Source organism: Aerosakkonema sp. BLCC-F183, assembly GCF_041929145.1.
In the GTDB taxonomy this organism is placed as follows: Bacteria; Cyanobacteriota; Cyanobacteriia; order Cyanobacteriales; family Aerosakkonemataceae; genus Aerosakkonema.
Map to the genome: position 1 here is coordinate 29997 of NZ_JBHFNU010000074.1, position 23239 is coordinate 53235.

The following is a 23239-nucleotide window of genomic DNA, read 5'->3' on the forward strand; positions in this document are numbered from 1 at the left end:
GGAAGAAAATAAAGAGAGTATTTAACCAGGATTGGGTATGAAGATATTAATGGAAGAATATCTAAACAAATACCTAAAAACCGAGTTTCTTCAAGAAACCCGGTTTCTGTTTAACCAAAATCTATTACGCTGGTTGTGCTTGTCCCTGAAGCAGTTTAATAATTGAGGTTTTTTCCAGCAATCCTACTAACACACCATTATGGCGAATTACTGGTAATTGAGTCAGGCTTTGTTCTTCCAGTAGCGTTGCTACTTCCAACAGCGATCGATCTGATTTAACAGTCTTAGATTCATCAATCGATCGCGTTAGTTCTGTAACTTTAATTTGCGGCCAAAGTTCGAGAGAAACTGTTTTGAGGTCATCAACTGCGATCGCACCTACCAACTGTCCGTCTTCATCGGTGACTAAGAACTTGCGCCAGCGATTTTGTCCGATAACGTAATCGTTAGCAAACTTTCTGAGGGAAATATCGGCTGACACAATCGGACTGTTGGGAATTACGGCATCTTCTGCTGTCAATCCTGCCAGTTTATCCTGAACTGTCGCAGATTGGGCAGACTGTCCGGCGTTTTGCAGCAAGAACCAACCGACTAACAAATTCCAGAAGTTGGCGGTACTGCCGTATAATACCAAAGGCAGCAAACCGGAAGCGATCGCAATCCAACCGAAGATTTGACCGACGCGACTGGCAAAGATAATACCTTTATAAGGATTGCCAGTAATTTTCCAAACAGCAGCTTTGAGGATATTGCCACCATCCAAAGGTAAGCCAGGAATTAAGTTAAATAGCGCTAAGGCTAAGTTAATCGAGGCTAGCAATCCTAAAATAGCTGCCAGTGGCCCAGAAATAGGCGTGCCTACGCCAATGGCTGTGAAGATACCGAAGAGAAGTAAGCTAACAATAGGGCCTGCGATCGCAATCCAAAATGCTTCAGCTGGTGTCTTGGACTCTTTCTCCAATTGCGCTAAACCACCAAACAGAAACAAATTGATCGATTTAACTTCAATTCCCTGACTAATGGCGACAAAACTGTGTCCTAATTCGTGCGCCAAGACAGAGGCAAATAACAGCAACCCTGTCACCAATCCCAATATCCAAGGTAATGGCCCAAACAATCCTGGAAATGCCGCAGCTAGTCCATTTCCGTATGTCCAAGTTACCAAACCCAGGATTAAGAACCAAGATGGATGGACGTTAAAGGGAATACCAAACAGGTTGCCAACGCGAAAAGTGCCGTTCATGACGACTCCTCTGATTTCAGCTTTGAGAGTTTGATTTTGCTCTCTTGTTTCGAGTGTAACGAAACGTAAAGCGATTTTTCATAATTCAACTATCGCGTTAGCCGTCCGTTCAGGTTCGGTTTAACGAACTGTAGGGTGGGAAACGCCCACCAATTAATAGAGACTGGTCATAATAGAATCAGCTTTCGTAGCTTTCGTAGGTTGGGTTGAGGTAACGAAACCCAACATTGAACGACGTTTTGTTGGGTTTCGCGGCTGCAATACCCAACCTACAATTATGGGCATACTAGAATTAGTACGGCCAAGCTTTCGTAGGTTGGCTTGAAGTAACGAAACCCAACATTGAACGACGTTTTGTTGGGGTTCGCGCCTGCTCAACCCAACCTACAATTCTGGGCATAATAGAATTAGTACGGCCAAGCATTACAAAAGTCGATCGCAAATCAGATTATGTCAGTCTCCGACAGCAAAATTACTCGTTCCTACAACCAAGAAGAAATCCAGCAAATTCTCCATCTGGCGATTTCTCGTCAAAATTACGAAGGTGAATTCACCCGCGAACAGTTATTGGAAATTGCGGCTGAGTTAGAAATTCCGCCCGAAAATCTGGCGCTGGCAGAACAGGAGTGGCTGGCCCAGCAGGGAGAAATAGAAAAGCGGCAGGCTTTCAATACCTACCGCCGTGGGAGATTGCAGAAAAGTTTTGGCAAATTTGCGATCGTCAATACATTTTTGGTGCTGTTGAACCTAGTTAGTGCCGGCCAGATTACTTGGTCGCTTTATATTTTATTATTCTGGGGATTAGGGCTCGGTCTTAATACTTGGAATACTTTTTTGTTGCAGGGTGAAGAGTACGAAAGAGCATTCCAGCAGTGGTATCGCAATCACCAGTTACGGACATCAGTTAGTAGCTTTTTCAATAAGTTGCTGAAGGCTTGGTAGACCAATAAAGAGAATAACGCTAATTTAGCAGCAGTATGGAGTGATATCTTCTCCGCAAACATCGGCCAGGAAAGTTAAAGCGCGAAAACGCAAGCTCATCAACTGGTCGTAGAGAGGATTCAGTTTGCACATAGGCGGGATGTGGAAAAGCGTATGTCCGAATACCTGCACATCTCTTTCAAAGGGACATTGGGAAGGGATGAGTTTGCATAATGCTTTGGCTACTTTCGAGTCGCGCACTTCAATTGATTCTAGCCACTGGCGTACTGGATGAAGAATGGTTTCGATCGCGCTTTGAGATTTCAGGTTTGTTTGAGAAGAAGTGCTGCTGATAAAAGACATAATTCACCTGCACGAGACTTCTAAGTGGAAGAATTTCTTTGATATCTTTATCATCACTTCCGCTTTAAGTTTTTCCGGTGATGCAAACTAGAATTGTTTGTGATAAATTTAGAAGTTGCTGGTGATGTGACTCCTATAGAGTTGCGATCTCTATCGTCTCCAACTGTGATTTGTATCACTTCTACTCAAATTGCGATCGAAATTAATACATATTGTTATCTTTGATACTGTTTATATAGCAGTTTAATTAAAATAGAAGGCATAAGGTCTAAGACGACTTCAGTCCTGTCATCATTAAAGATGCCCTATGTCAGAGCTTAACTACACAGTTCCCATTCTCACAACACCAGAAGAAGTGGAACAAGCTATTCAACGGTACAAAGCTAGTGACCTCAGCGGTTCTGAACTCCTCATCCAGTGGCAGGCTATTCGCGATGCCTCCCTAAATCAGGTTTTCTCCGCTGCTGATAGCGATAAAGTTCCCGGTCAAGATAGCTATTAAATCAGATCGTCAAAACCTAATCTGGAGAAGCTTTTTTTGGCTTCACCAGATTCATCTGGGAAATAAAACAAGTCAAAAATAAGAGGGAGAAGGAGGAGGGAAAAGGAAAAAGGAAAAGCCAAAATATTACTCCCTTCCCGCCGTAAGATTATCGATCGCAAGCTACCTGTTGTTCTTTTCTCCCCCACTCTCCCTCTCCCTCTTCCCTAACCCCTAACCCCTAACCCCTATCCCCTATCCCCTAGAAAAGATCAACCAGAGAAAAACACCAGCAAAAACCCACCTAAATACAGCAACAGAACGAAGAAACTCTCAAAGCCGATGTTGCCAATCCCGTGTTCTTCCCGACGCAACAAGCCCAAGAGTAAAATACCAGTCATCAGGATAGTTAAGGCAAGGACAAAAACTTCGTCTTGCGTTAAAGCTTGATAAATCGAGCCGTGGGGATAAACTAAGTCGCACAAAGCTAAAACCAATACGTCGAAGCTATTGCCACCCAAAACACCGCTAACTGCTAGAGTATAAGCCCCACGCTGTACAGCCGCTATTGTGGTCACCAGTTCCGGGAGTGAGGTTGATATAGCAGTGAAGAGACTGCCAACCGCATTCTCGGAAAGACTTGTAGAGTCGGCAATGGCGACTCCCGCTTCTTCCACTCCATAGCCTGCAATGCCAAGAATGAGGGCAAGGAAAAAGAAACGCAACCACAACCCAATTAATCCCGGACTATCTGACTCGGTTGCTTGCAGTTCCTCAACATTTGCCTTTTCTGTCTGGTGGGGTTTCCACATAGGCAGATTTTGTGCATCGGCGACGAGACGCAAACCGAAAATATATGTGGCTACGAGTGCGATCGAAGCGGGATGAATTCCCCAAATACTAACCGATGGATAAGCCCTCGTCAGCAGAGGAATAGCCAGTAAAACGATCAGCAGAGTTCCTTGCGTCAGAGTAGCAGCATCAGCCGCTGCGTATTCCAGATTAGCTTCTAGGTAAGTGATATCGGCAATTCCCAGAAATGCCGTTTGCGCGGCGATATCGCCCAGTGCGTTGCTAATTGCCAGTCCCGGATAGCCAGAGGCGGCAGCTGTGACTGAGGTGACAATCCCAGGTAAGGAGGTGCTGAACCCCAAAAATAGGGCACCCATCAGCGCTTGTCCCAGTCCGGTTTTTTCGGATAGACGATCGGCTATAGCCGTCATCCAGCTACCGCTGATGGCAATTGCCAAAGCTGAAACCAAAAATATACCTATATTAATGGCGAGCGATCGGTCAACAAATTCTAGCATTGATGTAATTTAGTTTTCTGTTCCCATTCCATCATCAGTCTGTTGCCCATAAAAGATATTCTTGAAAAAGAGAGATTCTTAAGGGCAGGATCTTAAAGATTATGGCAAGTGGAGACAATCGGGAAGCAGAGATTAACCCATCTGAGGTTGTCGCATCGCCATTTCAGTCGTTTTTGAACGACTTGCATCTCAAGTACCAGTCACTGCGGGATGGTAAGGTAGCGACTTACATCCCGGAACTGGCAAAGGCAAACCCGGATTTGTTCGGTATCTGCGCGATCTCGTTGGACGGTCGGGTTTTCGAGGTGGGCGATTGCCATCAGTTATTTACAATTCAATCTATTTCTAAGGTATTTGTGTATGGAATGGTGCTTGAGGATCGCGGACGCGATTATGTTTTGAGTAAAGTTGGTGTGGAACCGACGGGAGACGCATTTAATGCGATCGTCTTAGATGAACGATCGAAACGACCATATAATCCAATGGTGAATGCGGGTGCGATCGCTACTACCAGTTTAATCAAAGGTGCGGGGCCAACAGAACGCCTGAATCGAATGTTAGATATGTTCCGCCGATATATCGGTCACAACGATATTTTTATCGATATATCAGTTTTTATGTCAGAACGAACTACCGGACATCGCAACCGGGCAATGGCTCACCTCATGCACCATTTTGGCATGATTGACGAAAAAATTGATGAAGCGATCGACTTATATTTTCAGCAGTGTTCTTTAATGGTTAACTGTCACGATTTGGCAGTGATGGCGGCGACTTTAGCTAACAATGGCATCAATCCGATAACGGGAGAACAAGCTGTCGATAGTTCTTATGTTAAAGATATTCTCAGCGTTATGTACACCTGCGGTATGTATAACTATGCCGGTGAGTGGGCGTACAAAGTCGGACTTCCCGCCAAAAGCGGCATTAGTGGGGGAATTATTGTTGTAGTTCCCAATCAAATTGGTATTGCTGTGTTTTCTCCGTTACTGGATGAAAGGGGTAACAGCGTTCGCGGTGTGAAAGTTTGCGAAGAACTCTCCCGACATTTTGGATTGCATCTGTTTGATTTGGCGATGGGGAGATGTAAAGTTGTGGAAATGTTGTCTAATCCCAAGAATATCTAGCAGATTATTTTACCTTTTTTTACTGTTTTTGCGGCGTTTTGCTATCAAGCCAAAACCTAAAATACTAAGAATCAAAGCGGTCAGCAAAATCGTAAATTGAGGAATAGAAAAGCTAGAAGACTTTGACTTATCTTTTATCGTAGGAGAGGCCAACTCTACTAATAACTTATGAGCGGCGGTTGTGGGGTGAATGTTATCCCAAAATAAATAGCGATCGGGATTACTGCATTTAATTGGTACTTTGAAACACGGTTCGGTTACATTAGTAAAGCCGTATTTGCTCGGATTGCTGCCAACTTGGTTAAAGATAGAGTTAACATCTAAATATTTCAATTTGATATCGGCATTTAATTGCTGCCGCAAATTGTCGATCGCAGCAGCTAATTCCCTGTTATGTTTGGCGGTCAAATTGCTGAGTATAGAGGCGCGTTCGCTTGTTCGCGTTCCCGGAAGCTTACCTAAATCCGGCAAATTAACTACGACAATATTTTTCCCGCCAACAGCGGCGATCGACTTCACCGCATTGGTTAAATTATTAACAGGTGCAGTAGTATCTGTTCCCCCGCCCAGATAATCATTCGCACCAGCCCATATAATATAAAGAGGATTGCGATCGCTTGTAGATTTAGTGGCTTTAAACTTTTCGATTTGTGCTAACACCCCCAGAGGTAAACTTTGCGAATCCCCAGTCGTAGCACCTCCGTAAGCAAAATTATTATTTAGATTTAAAGGTAATTTCAAATCAGATGCGAGATATTCTACCCAAACAGGGCCATTAGAATATCGTCCTTTAAAATAAGGCGGACTGAGAGGATTTTCTTTGTCAGTAGCTTGGTAAACATTGCCAATATCGGAGAGACTATCACCAAAAACGTAAATGCGATCGAAACTTTGTGCCGAAGTTGCACTTGGAAGCAATAAACCAGTAGAAAGCGCGATCGTAACTGCCGCAGTAGCGATCGTCACATTTTTGTTCAACATATTATTTAAGGTCTTACCAGTTCTTTTACTTTGTAACAAATTTTCGCGGCGATCGCTCGGCTTGCAGGATATAAAATCACCTGGTAAAATAAGCTTTAAAATCTATTCGAAGTGTCATAAGTAATAGAGGATAAAAAATGAGGGCAAATCCTGGGGGACAAGTTGCGCCAGAGGAAGTGATCGGACGCGATCGACTAATTCAACGCTTGTGGGACATTTTGGATAGACAGAGCCTTGTGCTGAGTGCTGAACGCCGGATGGGAAAAACTTGCGTAATCAAGAAGATGGAAGCGGAAGCACCAGCAGACAAATGGCCAATTTATCATGACTTGGAAGAAGTGCGATCTCCCTTGGAATTCGTCGAAACATTATGGGAGCGTGTAGAAAAATATTTGGGTGGATTGAGGCGGACAGCAAGGCGGACGCGCCAGCTATTGACGCAACTGGGGGGGGCAGAATTTAGTGGCTTCAAGTTCCCTAGTGTTGCGGCTCCCCATTGGAAAACACTACTAACTCGAACTATTGAAGATTTGGTTGAAAATAAAGATCGCACGGTAATTTTGTTTTGGGACGAAGTGCCGTATATGCTGGGTAATATCGGCGACGAAGCGGCGATGGAAGTGTTGGATACTTTGCGATCGATCCGTCAAACGTACCCTGAAATTAGGATGGTATTTACAGGTTCGATCGGCTTACATCATGCGATCGGTTCTCTCAGACTAGCAGGATATGCGAACGCCCCAACCAATGATATGTACATTGAGGATGTACCGCCTTTATCTCCAACTGACGCCACAGAATTAGCACGTCAGTTACTTGAAGGTGAAAATATTTCTACGCCTGATTTACAGATAACATCTGCCGACATTGCACAAGCCGTGGATAATATTCCCTTTTACATTCACCACGTTGTTGAGCAATTAAAATCGCGGGGTGGTGTTATTAGTGCAGCAACTGTCACTGAAATTGTCAATAGTTCCTTGACAGATCCGCTCAGTCGTTGGGACATGGTTCACTATCGGACGCGGATTGATACTTACTACAATGACGAAAAGCGTCCTTATGCCCTAAATTTGCTGGATAGCTTGGCGGTTACGAACCAGCCTTTATCATTTAATGAATTGTTCGATAATCTCAAGTCTAACCCAACAATACAAGACCGCGAAATAGCACTGACTGTGATAACCTTGTTACAGCGTGATTATTACATTGTTCAAGAAAATAGCGGTAAATTTATCTTCCGTTATCCGCTAATTAAACGTTACTGGCAGTTGACCAGAGGGCTAACAGCATGACAAGCAATTTCATATCTCGCTTCACCCCCAGTTTAATGAAGCAGGAAACTCTGGAAACTATCTTTGTGCAGCGTCATAGTTTAGCACAAGATTTGGTAGAAAAAATCCGTATAAGTGCTACGACAGCCAATAAACATTTCCGACTTTTAGTTGGGATGCGGGGTATTGGCAAAACGCACTTAATAGCACTGATTTATCACCGCGTTTCCAAAATCGAGGATTTGCGAGATAAATTGCTGATCGCGTGGTTAGCGGAGGAAGAGTGGGGGGTCACATCATTTTTGGAGTTCCTGCGACGGATATTTTGGGCGCTTGAGAAAGAATATCCAGAAGAATATAATGCTCAGCTAAACCAGAAAGTTAAGGAACTAGAGGCAATTTATAAGTCATCACCTGATGAGGCTACACATACAGCCAAAGCTTTGCTTAAGGATTTTGTCGGTAAGCGTACCCTGCTGCTGCTGGTAGAAAACTTAGATGATTTATTTGACGCTTTGGGTGAGATTGGACAAAAGCAACTTCGGGCATATATTCAAAATTATTCATTTTTGACAATTTTGGCAACAGCACAGAGTTTATTTGATGGAGTTAGGTTGCAAGATTACCCTTTCTATGGCACTTTTTATTCTCATAACTTAGAAAAGTTAAAGGTAGATGAGGCGGTTGATTTGTTGAAAAAAATTGCTAACTTACAGGGTGATAGCGAACTAGAATCTTTCATCCAAACGTCAACAGGACAAAATCGCATCAAAGCAGTCCATCACCTTGCTTGTGGGAACCACCGCATTTATATTATATTCGCAGAATTCCTCACTCGAAAGAAGTTAGATGAATTGATCGAACAATTTAATCGGACGGTGGATGAACTGACGCCATACTATCAAGGGCGGATGGCATGGCTTTCGCAGGAAGAAAGAAAGATTGTGCAGTTTTTGTGCGATCGACAAGGTGCTATTCCTGTACAAGAAATTGCGGAATCCTGTTTGATGGAAGCTGAAGAAGCTTCTAGTAACCTTAATGAGCTTGAGAGAAAAGGGTATGTAATTTCTGAAAAAATCGGAGGCAAATATTTTTACGAACTACAAGACCCTCTGATGCGCCTTTGCTCGGAAGTCAAACAAAAGCGGAAAGAGCCGATAAAGTTATGCGTAGACTTTCTGCGAAAATGGTATTCACGGAATGAATTAGAGGAGCAATCAAAGTCTCCTTCAAACAATATATCCGAGTTGGAACTTGTGCTGGCGGCACTTAAGAAAAGTGAAAAAAATGAACCTGAAGATAAGCGTATACCAGCCTTGTGGGAGGAATATGAAACTCATATTAAAAAGACCGACTTTGACGATGCTTTAGAAGAAGCAAACAAACTGGTAAAAATTCGTGGTAATGTTTCAGACTTTTTAGCCGTGGCATTTCCACAGCTTTTTCTGCGACGCTATAATGAAGCCTTGGAATTCTGTAACAAAGCAATTAAGATTGAACCGAACAATTCAATAGCTTGGTGGGGACGAGGTAAAGTATTTTACGAACAAGAAGACTATGATAAAGCCTTAGAATCTCTTGACGAAGCATATAAGCTCGATCCCCACAATCCGATAATTTTGTTTGAGTGGAAGCGCTGCTATCTCAAAAACAAAGAAAAAAAAGGCGAAAACGATGACTTAGAATCCTTGGATAGGGAAATTGAGCGTAACCCGAATAATATAGAAGCTTGGAGCAATCGAGCTTGGAAACTGTCTGCACTGGGAAAGTATGAGCAAGCTTTAGAGTCATACGATAAGGTAATTTCTCTTGACCTTCTTGATGTATCGGCTTGGAGCAATCGAGGCTGGGTGCTGTGCGGACTCGAACGCTACAATGACGCTTTGGCTTCCTACAATAAAGCGATCGAACTTGAACCGAATTATAGCTGGGCTTGGTGTCAAAAAGGCTGGGTACTGGAGCTATTAGAAAAATGGAATAAGGCGTTAGAATCCTACGATAAAGCGATCGAACTAGGCGAAAAATATGCCTGGATTTTCTTCGCCCGCGCTCAAGTACTGCTAGCATTGAATGAATGGGAAGACGGTTGTGCAGCCTTGGATAAAGCGCTAGCAGAGTATGCGTATGCAGAGGAAAATGCAGCTGATACGACAACAATTATCCGTAACTTATTCAACGATATTCACCATAATGAAATGTGGTTAGCTCGGATTAATAAGCTAATAGTAATTTACAATAAACATAAATTAATTGTTGAATTAGGACAAGGAATAGTGCGAAGCATTCCTGCATTAATGTCAGAAATGATCGGCGACAAGGCAGCACAAAAATGGTTGAAAGTATGGCGGGAATTGACGAGCGAATATAAAGAATTTCAAATAACTCTCCGCCTGCTCAATGCTGCGGTTGAATATAAGGTGAGGAAAGGCGATCAGCGTGTTTTGCTGGAATTAGCGATCGAAGAACGACAACTGTTAGAACCTTTGTTGGGAGCGATCGAACCGATTAATATGAAGGTAAAATAAGAGGAATATAAAAAATATCCGGGTTATCAAATGAAAATCACTTACGACTCTGAAGCTGATGCACTTTACATCAGTTTAATAGAAAGCGATCGCCAATGCAGAACTTTACGTTTAAATGAAGACATTGCTTTAGATATTGCCGAAGGGGAATTACTCGTAGGTATTGAAATTTTGGATGCAAAACAGGTATTGGGAAAAGGCGAACTACCTTCTGTTGTGCTAGAAAATATCGCTTTTGTGGAATTAAAACAAGAAGCATTAAAGGAATGAAATTGTTTGGCCAATCCGCATTGACAGTTAAATGCTCAACAGCAGAATGAGTGCGATCGCGGCTGAGTTTATCTGCAAATTTAGCAACGAATTAACCTTATGCTCCCCCAACGATACTCTCTAAGAGATGCAATAAATACTATCAAAGAAAATCGAGATAAACTAGAAATTGAACTTGGTAAAAAAAAGCTCGATCGATTGCTATTTAACCTCAAAGAAATTAGCTTAGATTTGGAAAGCATTTCCAAACAGATAATTGATGTAGCAAAAGGAGAGCCATAAATAGAAAAGCTTACAAAAATATTTGATTTTTTCCAATATGGTTCTATTCCTCACATTTTAGGACATTTAGAGACAATAGAAGAACTACTGGAAGAAGAATCTAGCGATAGCGAAACATCTGGCGATATTCACTCCAAAAACGCAGCAGCAGAAACATGGAAAAACTCAGCTAATTTTTGCATTTGAGTTGCCGTCATTTCCCGTTCCCCATTCAGTATCTCAGATACCTGTACTTCATTTTCCGATATACGAACCAAGTCTTTTGCTTCTATATTATCTTCCACCATCAAAGCTTTCAGCAGCTTGACTCCTTTCAAAACTGGCATTATCTCATGTTTTTGTTCGTAATTATAAACTAAAGTACCAAGTACGTTTAAGTAGTCGCGATCGTCTTGGGTGATATTCTTTTTATCCAAAATAGAATTAATCCGATTTTGAGTAGCGGTTAACTCAGCTTCACAAGTAATCGGACGTGGCGGAAATGTAGTAATTAGTTCCATATAGTAGCTGCTAGGAGTTTTTAAACCAGTCGTAATTTTTCCAAGTCTTATTATCATATTCCGCATGAGTTAAAACACTGCGGATAAACACTATTTGCTCATCGTAATCAATGAAAGTAATCAAGCGATTTTGATTACGCCTTTATTCTCTTCCACTTCTCTGGAGCGTCCTCTCTTCCTGGATCGGTTCGTTAACAAGGTGATGTTTAACCAGAATTTAGTTGTTGAATTCAATTGCTTTCCTAGAAGCTGAATACGTCGAATTCCTAGAAAATTTATATTTACTTGAAAATTTAAAGTTTATTTTAATTTTTTTGTTTCCTCCCCCCTAGAAAAATATTTATGTTATCACCGATAATATAAGAGCTACCGAACGCAAGCTTACTAAGTGCCGATCGTTCTCAAAGCTATTTCGCTGAAACCCCTACCATGATTGTCTTATCTGGCTATAGCATCTTTTCGGAAATTTACTCAAGTTCGAGAACAGTGGTATACAGAGGACTGCGGCAGTCGGATTCTCAACCTGTCATCCTGAAAATGATGCGGAGCGAGTATCCCAGCTTCAACCAACTTGTTCAGTTCCGGAATCAGTATACCATAGCCAAAAATCTTAACCTACAAGGCGTCATTCAACCGTACAGCCTAGAAAACTACTGTAACGGTTTTGCCCTAGTCATGGAAGACTTTGGCGGAATTTCATTGAAAGACTATACAAATACTCGTCCCGTAATCCTATCAGAATTTCTTGACATTGCCATTCAAATTACCGCCACATTAGAAAAACTGCATCGCCATCGGGTGATTCACAAAGATATCAAACCCGCCAACCTGTTAATAAACCCCGATACAAAAGAAATTAAAATCACCGACTTCAGTATTTCTTCCCTTCTTCCCCGCGAAAGTCAAGCACTTGTTTCACCCAACGTCTTGGAAGGTACCCTCACTTACCTGTCTCCCGAACAAACAGGACGAATGAACCGAGGGATTGATTATCGCAGCGACTTTTACTCCTTGGGTATCGCATTCTACGAGCTGCTGACCGGACAGTTACCCTTTACTACAACCGACCCAATGGAGTTAGTATACTGTCACATTGCCAAGCGTCCCCCTTCGGTACACAGTATTAACCCGGAAATTCCCCAAGTTATTTCTGATATCGTTGAGAAACTGATGGCGAAGATGACGGAAGAGCGCTATCAGAGTGCCTTGGGGTTGAAGCACGACCTAGAAATCTGCCAGCGAGACTGGGAAAATTCTGGAAAGATTGCCAATTTTGCGTTAGGTGCGCGGGATATTTCCGATCGCTTTCTCATCCCCGAAAAACTCTACGGTAGAGAAAATGAAGTCGCTACCCTGCTGGCGGCGTTCGATCGCGTCGCGTGTCCCCAGGACAATCCAGTCAGTAGAGAAGAAAACAGGGACAATAGAATTGGAGGAGAATTTAACCCCCAATCCCAAATCCACAATCCCAAATCCAACATCGAAATAATGTTGGTGACAGGTTATTCAGGAATTGGCAAAACCGTCGTCGTCAACGAAGTCCACAAACCGATCGTGCGGCAACGCGGCTGTTTCATTAGGGGAAAATTTGACCAATTCCAGCGCAACATTCCTTTTTCTGCACTCGTGCAAGCTTTGCGCGACTTGATAAGTCAACTGCACAGCGAAACTCCTCAACAATTAGAACAGTGGAAAGTAAAAATTCTCGATGCAGTTGGAGAAAACGGACAGGTAATTATTGATGTTGTTCCCGAACTAGAACTACTGATAGGGGCACAGCCACCAGTGCCGGAATTAGAACCAAGTGCCTCTCAAAATCGGTTTAACTTGGTGTTTTTAAAGTTTATGCGCTCCTTGAGCAGCCCAACTCATCCTCTGGTGATATTTTTGGATGATTTGCAGTGGGCAGACTCTGCTTCTTTAAAGTTAATCGAATTGTTGATGAGCGAAACCGATATGGGCTATTTGTTGCTCATCGGTGCTTATCGAGATAACGAAGTTTTGAACGGGCATCCTTTGATGCTGACCTTAGAGGAACTTCGCAAAAAAGAGATAACTGTTAATACAATTACCCTCGCACCTTTAAATTCAAACAACTTAAATCGTCTGATTGCCGACACGCTCATCTGTCCGCCAGAAATTGCCCTGCCGCTTACCCAACAGGTTTATACAAAAACTAAGGGAAATCCCTTTTTTAGCAATCAATTTCTCAAAGCTTTATATGAAGATGGATTGATTAATTTTAATTTTGAGGCGAGGTATTGGCAATGCGATCTCGCTCAAGTTAAGGCGCAGTGTTTGACAGATGATGTGGTGGAGTTTATGGCGCTTCAGTTACAGAAGTTGCCGGCAACTACTCAGGAAGTGCTGAAACTGGCTGCCTGTATTGGCAACTCTTTTGATTTAAACACTCTTGCGATTGTATACGAGAAGTCGCCCGCAGAAACGGCAGCCGATCTGTGGAAAGCGCTGCAAGAAGGGTTGATTATACCCAAAAGCGAAATTTACAAATTTTTTCAATCAAGCGATCGCAATTTATTACTAACAGCCAATGAGTCAGAATTTCAGCAATTACAGATTGCCAATTATGAATTAGCTGCTTACAAATTTTTGCACGATCGCGTCCAGCAAGCAGCTTATTTTCTAATTCCAGAAGAGCGAAAAAAAGCTACTCACCTAAAAATTGGGCAACTGCTATTGAGCAATACACCTGTAGAGCGACAAGAAGAGAATATTTTAGATATTGTCAATCAGTTAAATTATGGAGCCCCGTTAATTAGCGATCCAGCCGAACGCAGTCAATTAGCGCAACTGAATCTGATTGCCGGACGCAAAGTAAAAGCTTCAACGGCTTACACTGCTGCACTCAGATACTTAAACAGTGGCATGAAATTGCTGCCAAAAGATAGCTGGCAAAATCATTACGATCTGACATTAGCTTTGCACGAAGAAGCCGCAGAAGCTGGATACTTATGCGGCAAATTCGATCTGATGAATTCGCTATTTGAAGATGTGCTGCAACAAGCTAAAACTTTGCTGGATAAAGTAAAAGTTTATGAAGTTAAACTTCAGGCTTATGCAGCGCAAAAGAAGTTTGTAGAAGCGATAGAAACTGCACTGCCAATTTTAGAACAGTTAGGTGTAAGTTTTCCCAAATCCCCCAGCCAGTTGGATATTCAATACGCATTAGAATCAACTGCTGCCAATTGGAATAGCAAGCAGATCGAGGATTTAATCAATCTGCCGGACATGACCGAACCAGATAAAAAAGCCGCGCTACGTTTTTTGGCAAGTATAACAGCCGCTGCTTATATAGCTATTCCTCAATTGTTACCGCTGATTGTCTGCGAAGAAATAAATTTATCCATCAAATATGGAAATGCTCCGCTATCAGCATACAGTTATGCTATCTATGGCACAATTTTGTGTGGCGTAGTCGGAAATTTAGAAGCGGGTTATCAATTCGGTCAATTAGCTTTAAAGACACTGGCGCGGTTCAATGCTAAAGAAATTACAGCTAAAGTATCGATCAATGTAGGTGGAGACATCAAGCATTGGCAAGAACATGGACGAGAAACGCTAAAATTTTTGCGATCGGGATATCAAATTGGGTTAGAAACGGGAGATTTAGAATTTGCAGCTTATTGTGGAGTATATGAATGTTTCAATTCTTACTTAATCGGTGCAGAATTGTCTCAACACGAACAAGAGGTAGCCATCTACAGCCGTGCTTTCAGTCAATTCAAGCAAGAAACGGTATGTACTTGGAGTGCGATTCATCGACAAACTGTATTAAATTTAATGGAGCGATCGGATCGTCCGTCCTGTTTGGTAGGACAAGCTTACAATGAAACGGAATCGTTACCGCAACACGAAAAAGTTAACGATCGCCTTGCGCTGCATATATTATATTTTAATAAACTTACTCTCAGTTATATATTTGGAGAATTTCAGCAAGCTTTAGCCAATGCAGAACAAGCGGAAAAGTATTTAGACGGTGTGACGGGAATGCTGGTAATTCCAACATTTTATTTGTACGATTCTTTGGCGCGGCTGGCGCTTTATAATGAGGCTCCCGAATCCGAACAAAAAAATATTTTGTTAAAAGCGATCGCCAATCAGAAAAAAATGGAAAACTGGGCAAATTTTGCTCCCATGAATCATTTACATAAGCTCGATTTAGTCCAGGCAGAACTAAATAGAGTTTTGGACAAAAAAATAGAAGCGATGAAAATGTACGATTGCGCCATTGCCGGAGCTAAAGAAAACGGGTATATTCAAGAAGAAGCTCTCGCTGACGAACTCGCAGCAAAGTTTTACCTGGAATGGGGAAAAGCTAAAATTGCCCAAACTTACATGATTGATGCTTACTACGCCTACAGTCGTTGGGGAGCTAAAGCTAAAGTAGAGGATTTGGAAAGACGCTATCCCGAATTACTCACTCCTATTCTGCAACAAGAAAAAATTACTTTCAACCTCCGCGACGCGCTCGCGACGCATCCCATAAACAAAACAATCAGTTCTACTAGCAAAACAATTTCAGACGTGCTGGACATCTATTCGGTAATCAAAGCTTCTCAAGCGCTATCAGAGGAAATTAATCTCGATAAGTTGCTTTCTAAATTAATGCAAGTATTGATGGAAAATGCTGGTGCCCAAAAAGCTTGTCTCATCTTGACCAAATCGGAGAATTTGGACATGGAAGCACTTGCCATTTGTGGTAGTGCGAATGGAGTCAGCCAAACCGAGTCCATCATCCAATCGATTCCGATTTATTGCTCCACTGATACTCCAATGAGTATCGTTAATTACGTGCAAAATACGAAAGAAACGCTAGTCATGGATGATGGCGCGAGTGCCGATCGCTTTGCTGCCGATCCTTACATAATAGAACATCAACCCAAAAGTATATTGTGTACTCCGCTGCTCAATCAAGGCCACACGATCGCTATACTTTACCTGGAAAATAATCTCACCAAAGGAGCCTTCACCAGCGACAGATTAGAAGTGCTAAAAGTTCTTTGTTCTCAAGCTGCAATTTCCCTAGAAAATGCCAGACTTTATCAGGAATCTCAAAATTATGCCAAACAGTTGGAAGATTCCCTAGAAAAACTACAAGAAGCCCAAATCCAGATCGTACAGGGCGAAAAAATGGCAACTCTCGGTCAATTAATGGCAGGGATCGCTCACGAAATCAACAATCCCCTTGGCTTTATTGCCGGCAATATCGATCACGCGCTCGAATATACTGAAGACGTGATTAATCACCTGTCACTTTATCAGCAACACTACCCCGAACCCGCACCAGAAATTGAAGACGATGCCGAAGACATCGATTTAGAATTTGTACTAGAAGACTTGCCGAAAATGCTTTCTTCCATGAAACAGGGAACCGATCGCATTCGCAATATCAGTAATTCGATGCGGACGTTTTCGCGGTTGGATACCAGTAATAAAATCCGATTTGACATTCACGAAGGCATTGACAGCACACTGGTAATTTTGCATCATCGCATCAAGGCAAAAGACACTCGTCCTGCCGTTGAAATTGTCAAAAATTATGGTGACTTACCAGAAATAAAGTGCTATCCCGGACAACTGAATCAGGTGTTTATGAATATCCTGGGAAATGCGATTGATGCTTTGGACGAAGCAAATAATGGTAAGACTTATAAAGAAATCGAAAAAAACCCCAACCGGATTACTATTACCACAGAAATCGATCGAGATAACAGTCAAGTCGCGATTCGGATTGCCGATAATGGCATCGGCATACCGCCGGAAGTGAAAGACCGCGTTTTTGAGCATTTATTTACCACAAAACCAGTCGGTAAAGGTACGGGTTTGGGGTTATCAATTTCACGCCAAATTGTCGAAAAAGAACACTCCGGCAAGCTAAGTTGTACTTCTTCAATTGGACAGGGTACGGAGTTTGCGATCGTCATCCCGATCGAGTGATATGCAATATAGCTAGGGGAGCGGGGGAGTCAAAAGTCAAAAGTCAAAAGTCAAAAGTCAAAAAAGGGACTAGGGGTTAGGGGTTAGGGAAGAGGAAGAGGAAGAGGGAAAAGTCAATCATTCAAAAGTCAATCATTCAAAAGCCAATCATTCAAAATTCCTCCCTCTTCCCTCCTCCCTCCTCCCTCTTCCCTCTTCCCTCTTCCCTAACCCCTAACCCCTAATCCCTAGCCCCTTTCTTAAAATAAACCTTGTAAATTTCATGAGCTATGGGTACGGCAGAAACAGCACCAAATCCGCCATTTTCGACCACGACTGCCACAGCAATTTGCGGATTGTCAACAGGGCCATAGCCCACAAACAGAGCATTGTCTGCGCCTCCCGGCACTTCAGCGGTACCGGTCTTACCCGCAGTCAGGGGGATAGAACCGTCATTGAGACGTTTGGCTGTGCCTTTTTTTACCACAGCAATTAATCCAGCGCGAATTGTATCGATCGTTCCGCGTGCCAAACCGATCGGTACTGGTTTAGTTTCGGGCGTATTGGTATGAGAGGTGAATAGATGCGGTTTGACACGGAAACCACCATTAGCGATCGCAGACACCATCATCGCCATTTCCAAAGGAGTCACCAGTACCAAACCCTGACCGATGGCCATAGTCACGCTATCGCCAACATACCAGGGTTGACCGTAAAGTTGCTTTTTGCGATCGGGTGTGGGGATAGAACCGCCTTTCCCCCCAGTCAGCCCCAAATTATTCCCTTCCCCGATGCCCAACCGATGACCCCATTTTGAGATCTCTTCCGGACCGGTTGCCATACCCACTTGGTAGAAAAACGTATTGCTGCTGTAAGCAAACGCATCGGGAAAACCGATGACACCGTAACCGCTACCGCCGTGTTCCCGGAAACGAACTCCACCAACGGTGATATAACCAGAAGTTGCCACCTTTGAATTGGGTGAAAACTTGCCTGACTGCATTGCCGCCGCCGCAGTGACAATTTTAAAAGTACTGCCGGGTGGATAACCTTGAAGGGCGCGATTCAACAACGGATTTTCTGTCTGCTGAAGACTTTGCCACTCGGCTTTTGTTACCTTGTCGGTAAAAATATTGGGGTCAAAAGTTGGCCCGCTAGCCAGCACCAGTACCGCCCCCGTTTTGATATCCATCACCACCACTGCACCTCGCCGATTTGCCAGGGCTTTTTCAGCCGTTTTTTGAAGGTCGAGGTCGAGGGTGAGTTGCAGGTCAGACCCCGCCGTCGGGGAACTGATTCCCAACTCGCGCAATTCTCGCCGTCTGGCATCCACCTCAATTAAACGACTGCCCCAGATACCTCGCAACTTTGGGTCGGCGATGCGTTCGATACCCGCTTTACCGACAATCATCCCGACGGGAAATTCCGGGTGGGCTTTCATTTCTGTTGCAGTCGCTTCGCCAATATATCCTAAGAGATGGGCAGCTAAATTTTCATGTGGATAGTAGCGGTTGGATTCTATTCTGATTTCCAATCCAGGAAATTGAGCCGATCGCTCTTCTAGGGCGATAAAAGCTTCTGGAGTCAGATTCTGGCTGATTCGCACGGGCATTGCCGATGTATAGTCGGCTTGCCCTAACTTTTCGAGGATTTCATCGCTCTTAATATTTAATATACGGCTCAGCTCGACTGCTGTAACTTGCCATTGGGCGGGGGATTCTTCCTTTGGCCACAAGTACACAGACCGGGAGAGGCGATTTGTTGCTATCAGTTTACCTTTTCGATCTATAATGTTTCCTCGTTCTGCGGTAATCGGAACTAAGCGAACTCGGTTGTTTTCTGCTCTTTTTCGGTGGTACTCCCCTTCAATCAGTTGGAGTTGTACCAGACGAGCGATGCAAACGCTCATAAAAAGGGTGGCGATCGACATTAATGCGATCGCCCGCAGCGATCGGTTTCCTGCTGGTGCGTTTACTACTTTTCCCTGGAAAGCCGCGTTAGCCCAGCCCGATCTGTTTGCCCTACGAGTAAAACGCGATCGAGAAGGGAAAGGAAGTCTGGTAGACATTTTCACGCCTTACTGTTTTGCGATCGACAAGTGTGTTATCCGACTGTGCATCGCACTCTCTTCTCGATCCGGAATCTGGTATTGGCAAACGATCCTCACAAAAGTCAAAAGTGAAAACAAAAACTCCCCCACTCCCCCACACCCCACACCCCACAACCCCAGAGGGCGAGTTAAATTACTTCTGTGAGCGCAACTTATTCGCCGAAGCACCAGCAAAGCAAAAGCGCGATCGTTAACAAGCCAATCCAGCTCGGTATGCTGAAATTCCTTATGAATTCTAGGGGAATTAATACTATAAAGTCAGTAAACAACCAACCCACAGCCAGCAGCAGCAAAATCAAAATAATCGGAGGCAACCTTTTTCTTTCCTTGAAAAACTATACAATCCGTCGAAAATTACCGCTTTTGCCTTATTCCTTGTTGTTACAACCGTGCATAAACATTAAGCTAGAAGGAAAACTTCAAAAGCCGGGTTTTCATATAAGCTATCTTATTCCGACTCGTGCGGTGGCAAGTTTATTAAACCGCCACACGAGGCAACTATAACACTGACAACTCGGAACGCTACTAAAGCGCCTTATCCACAAGATAATCAAATATTCATCAGGGAAAATTCGATGAAAGGCAAAGCTTTGTCAGCACACCAATTGGGACGTAACATATTTTTTTATGCCTTCTTAAGCAGCCTTTGGATTGTATGTTCTGACCAGCTGCTGAAGCTTTTGACAAATGACAAAACTCTTTTAACTTATCTACAGACGTTTAAAGGTTGGATTTTTATACTGCTTACCAGTTGGTTTCTGTATGAGGTCAGTAACCGTTTCCAGGGCCAGCTGCACTCAGTCAAACAGCAGTATCGCAGCATATTCGATCGCGCCGATGAAGGTTTCTATCAGGTAGCCCCAGACGGACATTTTCTTCAGGTAAATTCTGCATTAGCAAAAATATACGGTTACTCCAGCCCAGAGGAACTACTGGCCAAACTCAGCTGGCAAAAATTAGATGTAGACCCCAGCAAGCGTACCGATGTCCTCAACAGATTACAACAAGTTGATACTGTCGTGCGAGTCGAATTCGAGGTTTATCGGCAAGACGGCAGTATTATCTGGACAGCGGAAAATATCCAGGCAGTTCGCGATAAATTTGGCGTGCTGTTATACTACCAAGGTAGAGTCGTAGATATTACCAGATCTGCTACCGAAACAGAACAAAATTTACCAGAACAAAGCAATAACATTTTACGAGCAGTAATTGAAGGAATGACAGATGCGGTTTTTGTCAAAAACCTTCAAGGGCAGTATTTGATGGTTAATACCGCCGCCGCTAACTATGTGGGTAAATCAGTTAATAAAATAATTGGTAAGCATGACTGGGAATTATTCCCGCGTGAAATCGCCCAACAACTAAGAGAGAGCGATCGCAGAGTCATCGCCAGCAAAGAAACTGAAACATACGAACAAATTGCTACATTAATGGGCTCCGAGCGGATACTTATAATTAGCAAAAGCCCTTATGGTGACTACCAAGGTAACTTGCTGGGTTTGATTAGCATACTAAGAGATATCACCGATTACAAACAGGCAGAGCACGAACGCTTCCAGCTGCTCGAACAACTCAGACGCGATACTCAAGACTTAGCTGCACTTACAGAAGTAACTGCCAATGCTCCCACCACGTTGAATCTAGAACAACTTTTGGATAAGCTGCTTAAGCAAATTGTAGAAGTACTGGCAGCAGATATAGCAGTAATTTTATTGGCAGATAATGGCATTTTAAATTACGCCTTCGGTATGGGAGTCAGCCACGAAGTTAGTGCTAACTATACAATGCCTATCGGGGAAGGCTTTGCAGGAACTATTGCCGCAAGTTTGCAACCACTGTATGTGGAAGATCCCTTGAAGAGTCCCACTGTAGAAATATTGCAACCTACTAGCTTACAATTCATCTTAAATATGGGTATTCGTTCAATGTTAGGCGTACCGCTCAAGCGCAACGAAAGTTGTGTTGGCGTTCTTCATCTGGGATGGTTAGACATCCATCCTTATAGCGATCGCGAAACCCATCTGCTGCAAATTACAGCAGAACGTTGTGCAATGGCAATTGTGAACGCCCAACTCTACCAACAAACTCAGCAATTAGAGAAATTTCGAGAATTGCAAATAGAGCGGATGCCTATAGGATTTATTCTCACTGATAAAGACTTTCATTTCTTAGATTGGAATCCTGCCGCCGAAACAATATTCGGTTTTACTAAAGAAGAAGTTCTGGGCAAAAAAATTTCCCTAATTGTGCCAGAATCAGCTAAAGCTGAAGTGGACATAATTTTGCAGCGCCTTGAACAAGGGGATATGACAGCCCACAGCGTTAACGAAAATATCACAAAAAATGGCAAGATAATCCTTTGCGAGTGGCAGAATACCCCCCTGAAGGAAGCTGATGGGAAAGTCTTCGGTCATCTTCTCATGGTTCAAGATATTACCGAGCGCAGGCAAGCTCAGGAAGAACGCATGAGGTATGCGTTTTACGATGCGCTGACGGGACTGCCAAACCGCGCTTGGTTCTTAGAAAATCTAGGAAAAATTTTGCAAGGAACGCAAATTTCAGATTTACAATTGCAAGTAGAAGAAGAGAAAATCAAATTTCAAAGGCAGGTTCCCGGTTCCCAATACCAAATTGAAAAACGCAAACCCGAATCTGAAATACTAAAAAAATCTCAAATTAATTCCGATCGACAAATCGCCAATTTCGCCGTACTTCTGCTCAGTTTAGACCGTTTCGAGGTTGTTAAATCCAGCCTTGGACATCTGATTGCAGATAAATTGTTAATTGCTACTTCTCGCCAGATCGAGGCGTGTTTGAGATGCACAGATAACACAGATAAGGTTGCTTATCTGGGTAGAGATGAGTTTGCAATTTTGCTGAAAAATATCGAAGATGCCGATGTTGCCAAGAATATAGCCGATCGCATTTACAATCGGCTCTTGTTGCCTTTCAATTTGGATGGCCACGAAATATACTGCACTTGCAGCATCGGTATTGCCATCGCAGCAAATCTATTTGGTTCCCCGGATTACGATCGCCCCGAAGACTTCCTGCGTGCTGCCGATACAGCTATGCACCAAGCCAGGGGACGTGGAGGTCCAATCATATTTCAGCCAGAATGGCACGCTATTGCTGTAGCTCGCTTGCAGCTGGACACAGACTTGCGACGAGCGATTGAGCGGCAGGAGTTCGAGCTGCAATACCAACCGATTGTCTCTCTGTCAACTGGCCAAGTGATCGGTTTCGAGGCGCTGCTGCGTTGGTTCCACCCCACACGGGGTCTAGTTCCCCCCTCTGAGTTTGTCCCGGTAGCGGAAGAAACGAGACTGATCGTTCCCATCGGTCAGTGGGTATTGCGATCGGCTTGTGGTCAGCTGCGGATGTGGCAACGCCAATTTGGTCGTAATTTGACTGTCAGCGTCAATTTATCCCCAATTCAGTTAGGAGAACAGAATTTTATTGCCCAAATTGATGAAATTCTCCAAGAAATTTGGATAGCACCAAATACCCTGAAACTGGAGATTACAGAAAGCACCATTATGAGCAATACCGAATTCGCGATCGGTCTGCTTAAAGAACTAAAACAAAGAAAAATTCAACTGTCGATCGATGATTTCGGAACGGGTTATTCATCCTTAAGCTATCTGCACCGTTTTCCGATCGATACTTTAAAGATCGATCGTTCTTTTGTCAGTCAAATGAGTGTGGATACCGAAAATTTAGAAATTGTGCGCGTCATTGTCAATTTGGCTCATAATTTAGGAATGGATGTGATAGCGGAAGGAGTAGAAAATGTCGAACAAATAGCGCTCCTTGAGGCGTTAAAATGCGAATACGGCCAAGGCTACTTTTTCGCTAAACCCTTAGATAGAAAAGCTGCTTCAGCTTTTCTAGAAAAAAATTTGGTCAAGTGAA

At 43.2% G+C, this 23239-nt stretch carries 17 protein-coding genes; 10 read left to right on the top strand and 7 right to left on the bottom strand.

Going from position 1 to position 23239, the window contains the following annotated elements; translation table 11 throughout:
• Positions 1–124 precede the first annotated feature (124 nt).
• Entirely contained in the window at positions 125–1243 is a 1119-nt protein-coding gene (locus tag ACE1CD_RS21925) for a site-2 protease family protein (protein WP_374826241.1), read from the bottom strand.
• Positions 1244–1693: 450 nt separating this feature from the next.
• Between ACE1CD_RS21925 and ACE1CD_RS21930 the strand changes: the two genes are divergently transcribed.
• Positions 1694–2185, top strand: a complete 492-nt coding sequence (locus tag ACE1CD_RS21930) for a 2TM domain-containing protein (RefSeq protein ID WP_374826242.1) — start codon at positions 1694–1696, stop codon at positions 2183–2185.
• A gap of 24 nt (positions 2186–2209) precedes the next feature.
• On the opposite strand, the gene ACE1CD_RS21935 is transcribed toward ACE1CD_RS21930, so the two are convergent.
• Positions 2210–2527 carry a Mo-dependent nitrogenase C-terminal domain-containing protein gene (locus tag ACE1CD_RS21935; protein WP_190475025.1) on the bottom strand — a complete coding sequence of 106 codons (318 nt, stop codon included), beginning with the start codon at positions 2525–2527 and terminating at the stop codon, positions 2210–2212.
• Positions 2528–2834: 307 nt separating this feature from the next.
• Between ACE1CD_RS21935 and ACE1CD_RS21940 the strand changes: the two genes are divergently transcribed.
• Entirely contained in the window at positions 2835–3029 is a 195-nt protein-coding gene (locus ACE1CD_RS21940; protein WP_374794590.1) for a hypothetical protein, read from the top strand.
• A 251-nt stretch (positions 3030–3280) separates the two neighbouring features.
• Here ACE1CD_RS21940 and ACE1CD_RS21945 read toward each other — a convergent pair whose 3' ends face one another.
• Complete coding sequence (locus tag ACE1CD_RS21945) at positions 3281–4318, bottom strand: sodium:calcium antiporter (RefSeq protein WP_374794591.1); 1038 nt, start codon at positions 4316–4318, stop codon at positions 3281–3283.
• 101 nt (positions 4319–4419) lie between these two features.
• Here ACE1CD_RS21945 and glsA point away from each other — a divergent pair, with 101 nt between their 5' ends.
• Entirely contained in the window at positions 4420–5445 is a 1026-nt protein-coding gene (gene glsA / locus ACE1CD_RS21950) for a glutaminase A (protein WP_374826243.1), read from the top strand.
• A 9-nt stretch (positions 5446–5454) separates the two neighbouring features.
• On the opposite strand, the gene ACE1CD_RS21955 is transcribed toward glsA, so the two are convergent.
• Positions 5455–6426: an SGNH/GDSL hydrolase family protein gene (locus ACE1CD_RS21955; protein ID WP_374826244.1), complete on the bottom strand. Its 972-nt coding sequence runs from the start codon at positions 6424–6426 to the stop codon at positions 5455–5457.
• 137 nt (positions 6427–6563) lie between these two features.
• Between ACE1CD_RS21955 and ACE1CD_RS21960 the strand changes: the two genes are divergently transcribed.
• From ACE1CD_RS21960 to ACE1CD_RS21975, 4 genes are all read left to right on the top strand, one after another.
• On the top strand, positions 6564–7721 hold the full coding sequence (locus tag ACE1CD_RS21960; RefSeq protein ID WP_374794594.1) for a hypothetical protein: 1158 nt from the start codon (positions 6564–6566) through the stop codon (positions 7719–7721).
• Positions 7718–10225, top strand: a complete 2508-nt coding sequence (locus tag ACE1CD_RS21965; RefSeq protein ID WP_374794595.1) for a tetratricopeptide repeat protein — start codon at positions 7718–7720, stop codon at positions 10223–10225. The genes ACE1CD_RS21960 and ACE1CD_RS21965 overlap by 4 nt, the downstream gene beginning before the upstream one ends.
• A 30-nt stretch (positions 10226–10255) precedes the next feature.
• Complete coding sequence (locus ACE1CD_RS21970; protein WP_374794596.1) at positions 10256–10495, top strand: DUF2283 domain-containing protein; 240 nt, start codon at positions 10256–10258, stop codon at positions 10493–10495.
• A 99-nt stretch (positions 10496–10594) separates the two neighbouring features.
• Positions 10595–10777, top strand: coding sequence for a hypothetical protein (locus tag ACE1CD_RS21975; RefSeq protein WP_374794597.1), 183 nt, complete (start codon positions 10595–10597; stop codon positions 10775–10777).
• Between the two features lie 128 nt (positions 10778–10905).
• Here the strand turns inward: ACE1CD_RS21975 and ACE1CD_RS21980 are convergent, their stop codons facing one another.
• Complete coding sequence (locus ACE1CD_RS21980; protein WP_374826276.1) at positions 10906–11334, bottom strand: type II toxin-antitoxin system HigA family antitoxin; 429 nt, start codon at positions 11332–11334, stop codon at positions 10906–10908.
• Positions 11288–11401 (bottom strand): type II toxin-antitoxin system HigB family toxin, encoded by a 114-nt coding sequence (locus tag ACE1CD_RS21985; protein WP_374826245.1) that lies wholly within the window; start codon positions 11399–11401, stop codon positions 11288–11290. The genes ACE1CD_RS21980 and ACE1CD_RS21985 overlap by 47 nt, the downstream gene beginning before the upstream one ends.
• 305 nt (positions 11402–11706) lie before the next feature.
• Between ACE1CD_RS21985 and ACE1CD_RS21990 the strand changes: the two genes are divergently transcribed.
• Positions 11707–17235, top strand: a complete 5529-nt coding sequence (locus ACE1CD_RS21990) for an AAA family ATPase (RefSeq protein WP_374826246.1) — start codon at positions 11707–11709, stop codon at positions 17233–17235.
• Positions 17236–17455: 220 nt separating this feature from the next.
• On the opposite strand, the gene mrdA is transcribed toward ACE1CD_RS21990, so the two are convergent.
• A complete protein-coding gene (gene mrdA, locus ACE1CD_RS21995; protein ID WP_374826247.1) occupies positions 17456–19123 on the bottom strand; it encodes a penicillin-binding protein 2 in 1668 nt (555 codons plus the stop codon).
• Between mrdA and ACE1CD_RS22000 the strand changes: the two genes are divergently transcribed.
• Complete coding sequence (locus ACE1CD_RS22000; protein WP_374826248.1) at positions 19110–19469, top strand: hypothetical protein; 360 nt, start codon at positions 19110–19112, stop codon at positions 19467–19469. The genes mrdA and ACE1CD_RS22000 overlap by 14 nt on opposite strands.
• A 430-nt stretch (positions 19470–19899) precedes the next feature.
• On the top strand, positions 19900–23238 hold the full coding sequence (locus ACE1CD_RS22005) for an EAL domain-containing protein (RefSeq protein ID WP_374826249.1): 3339 nt from the start codon (positions 19900–19902) through the stop codon (positions 23236–23238).
• Position 23239 lies beyond the last annotated feature (1 nt).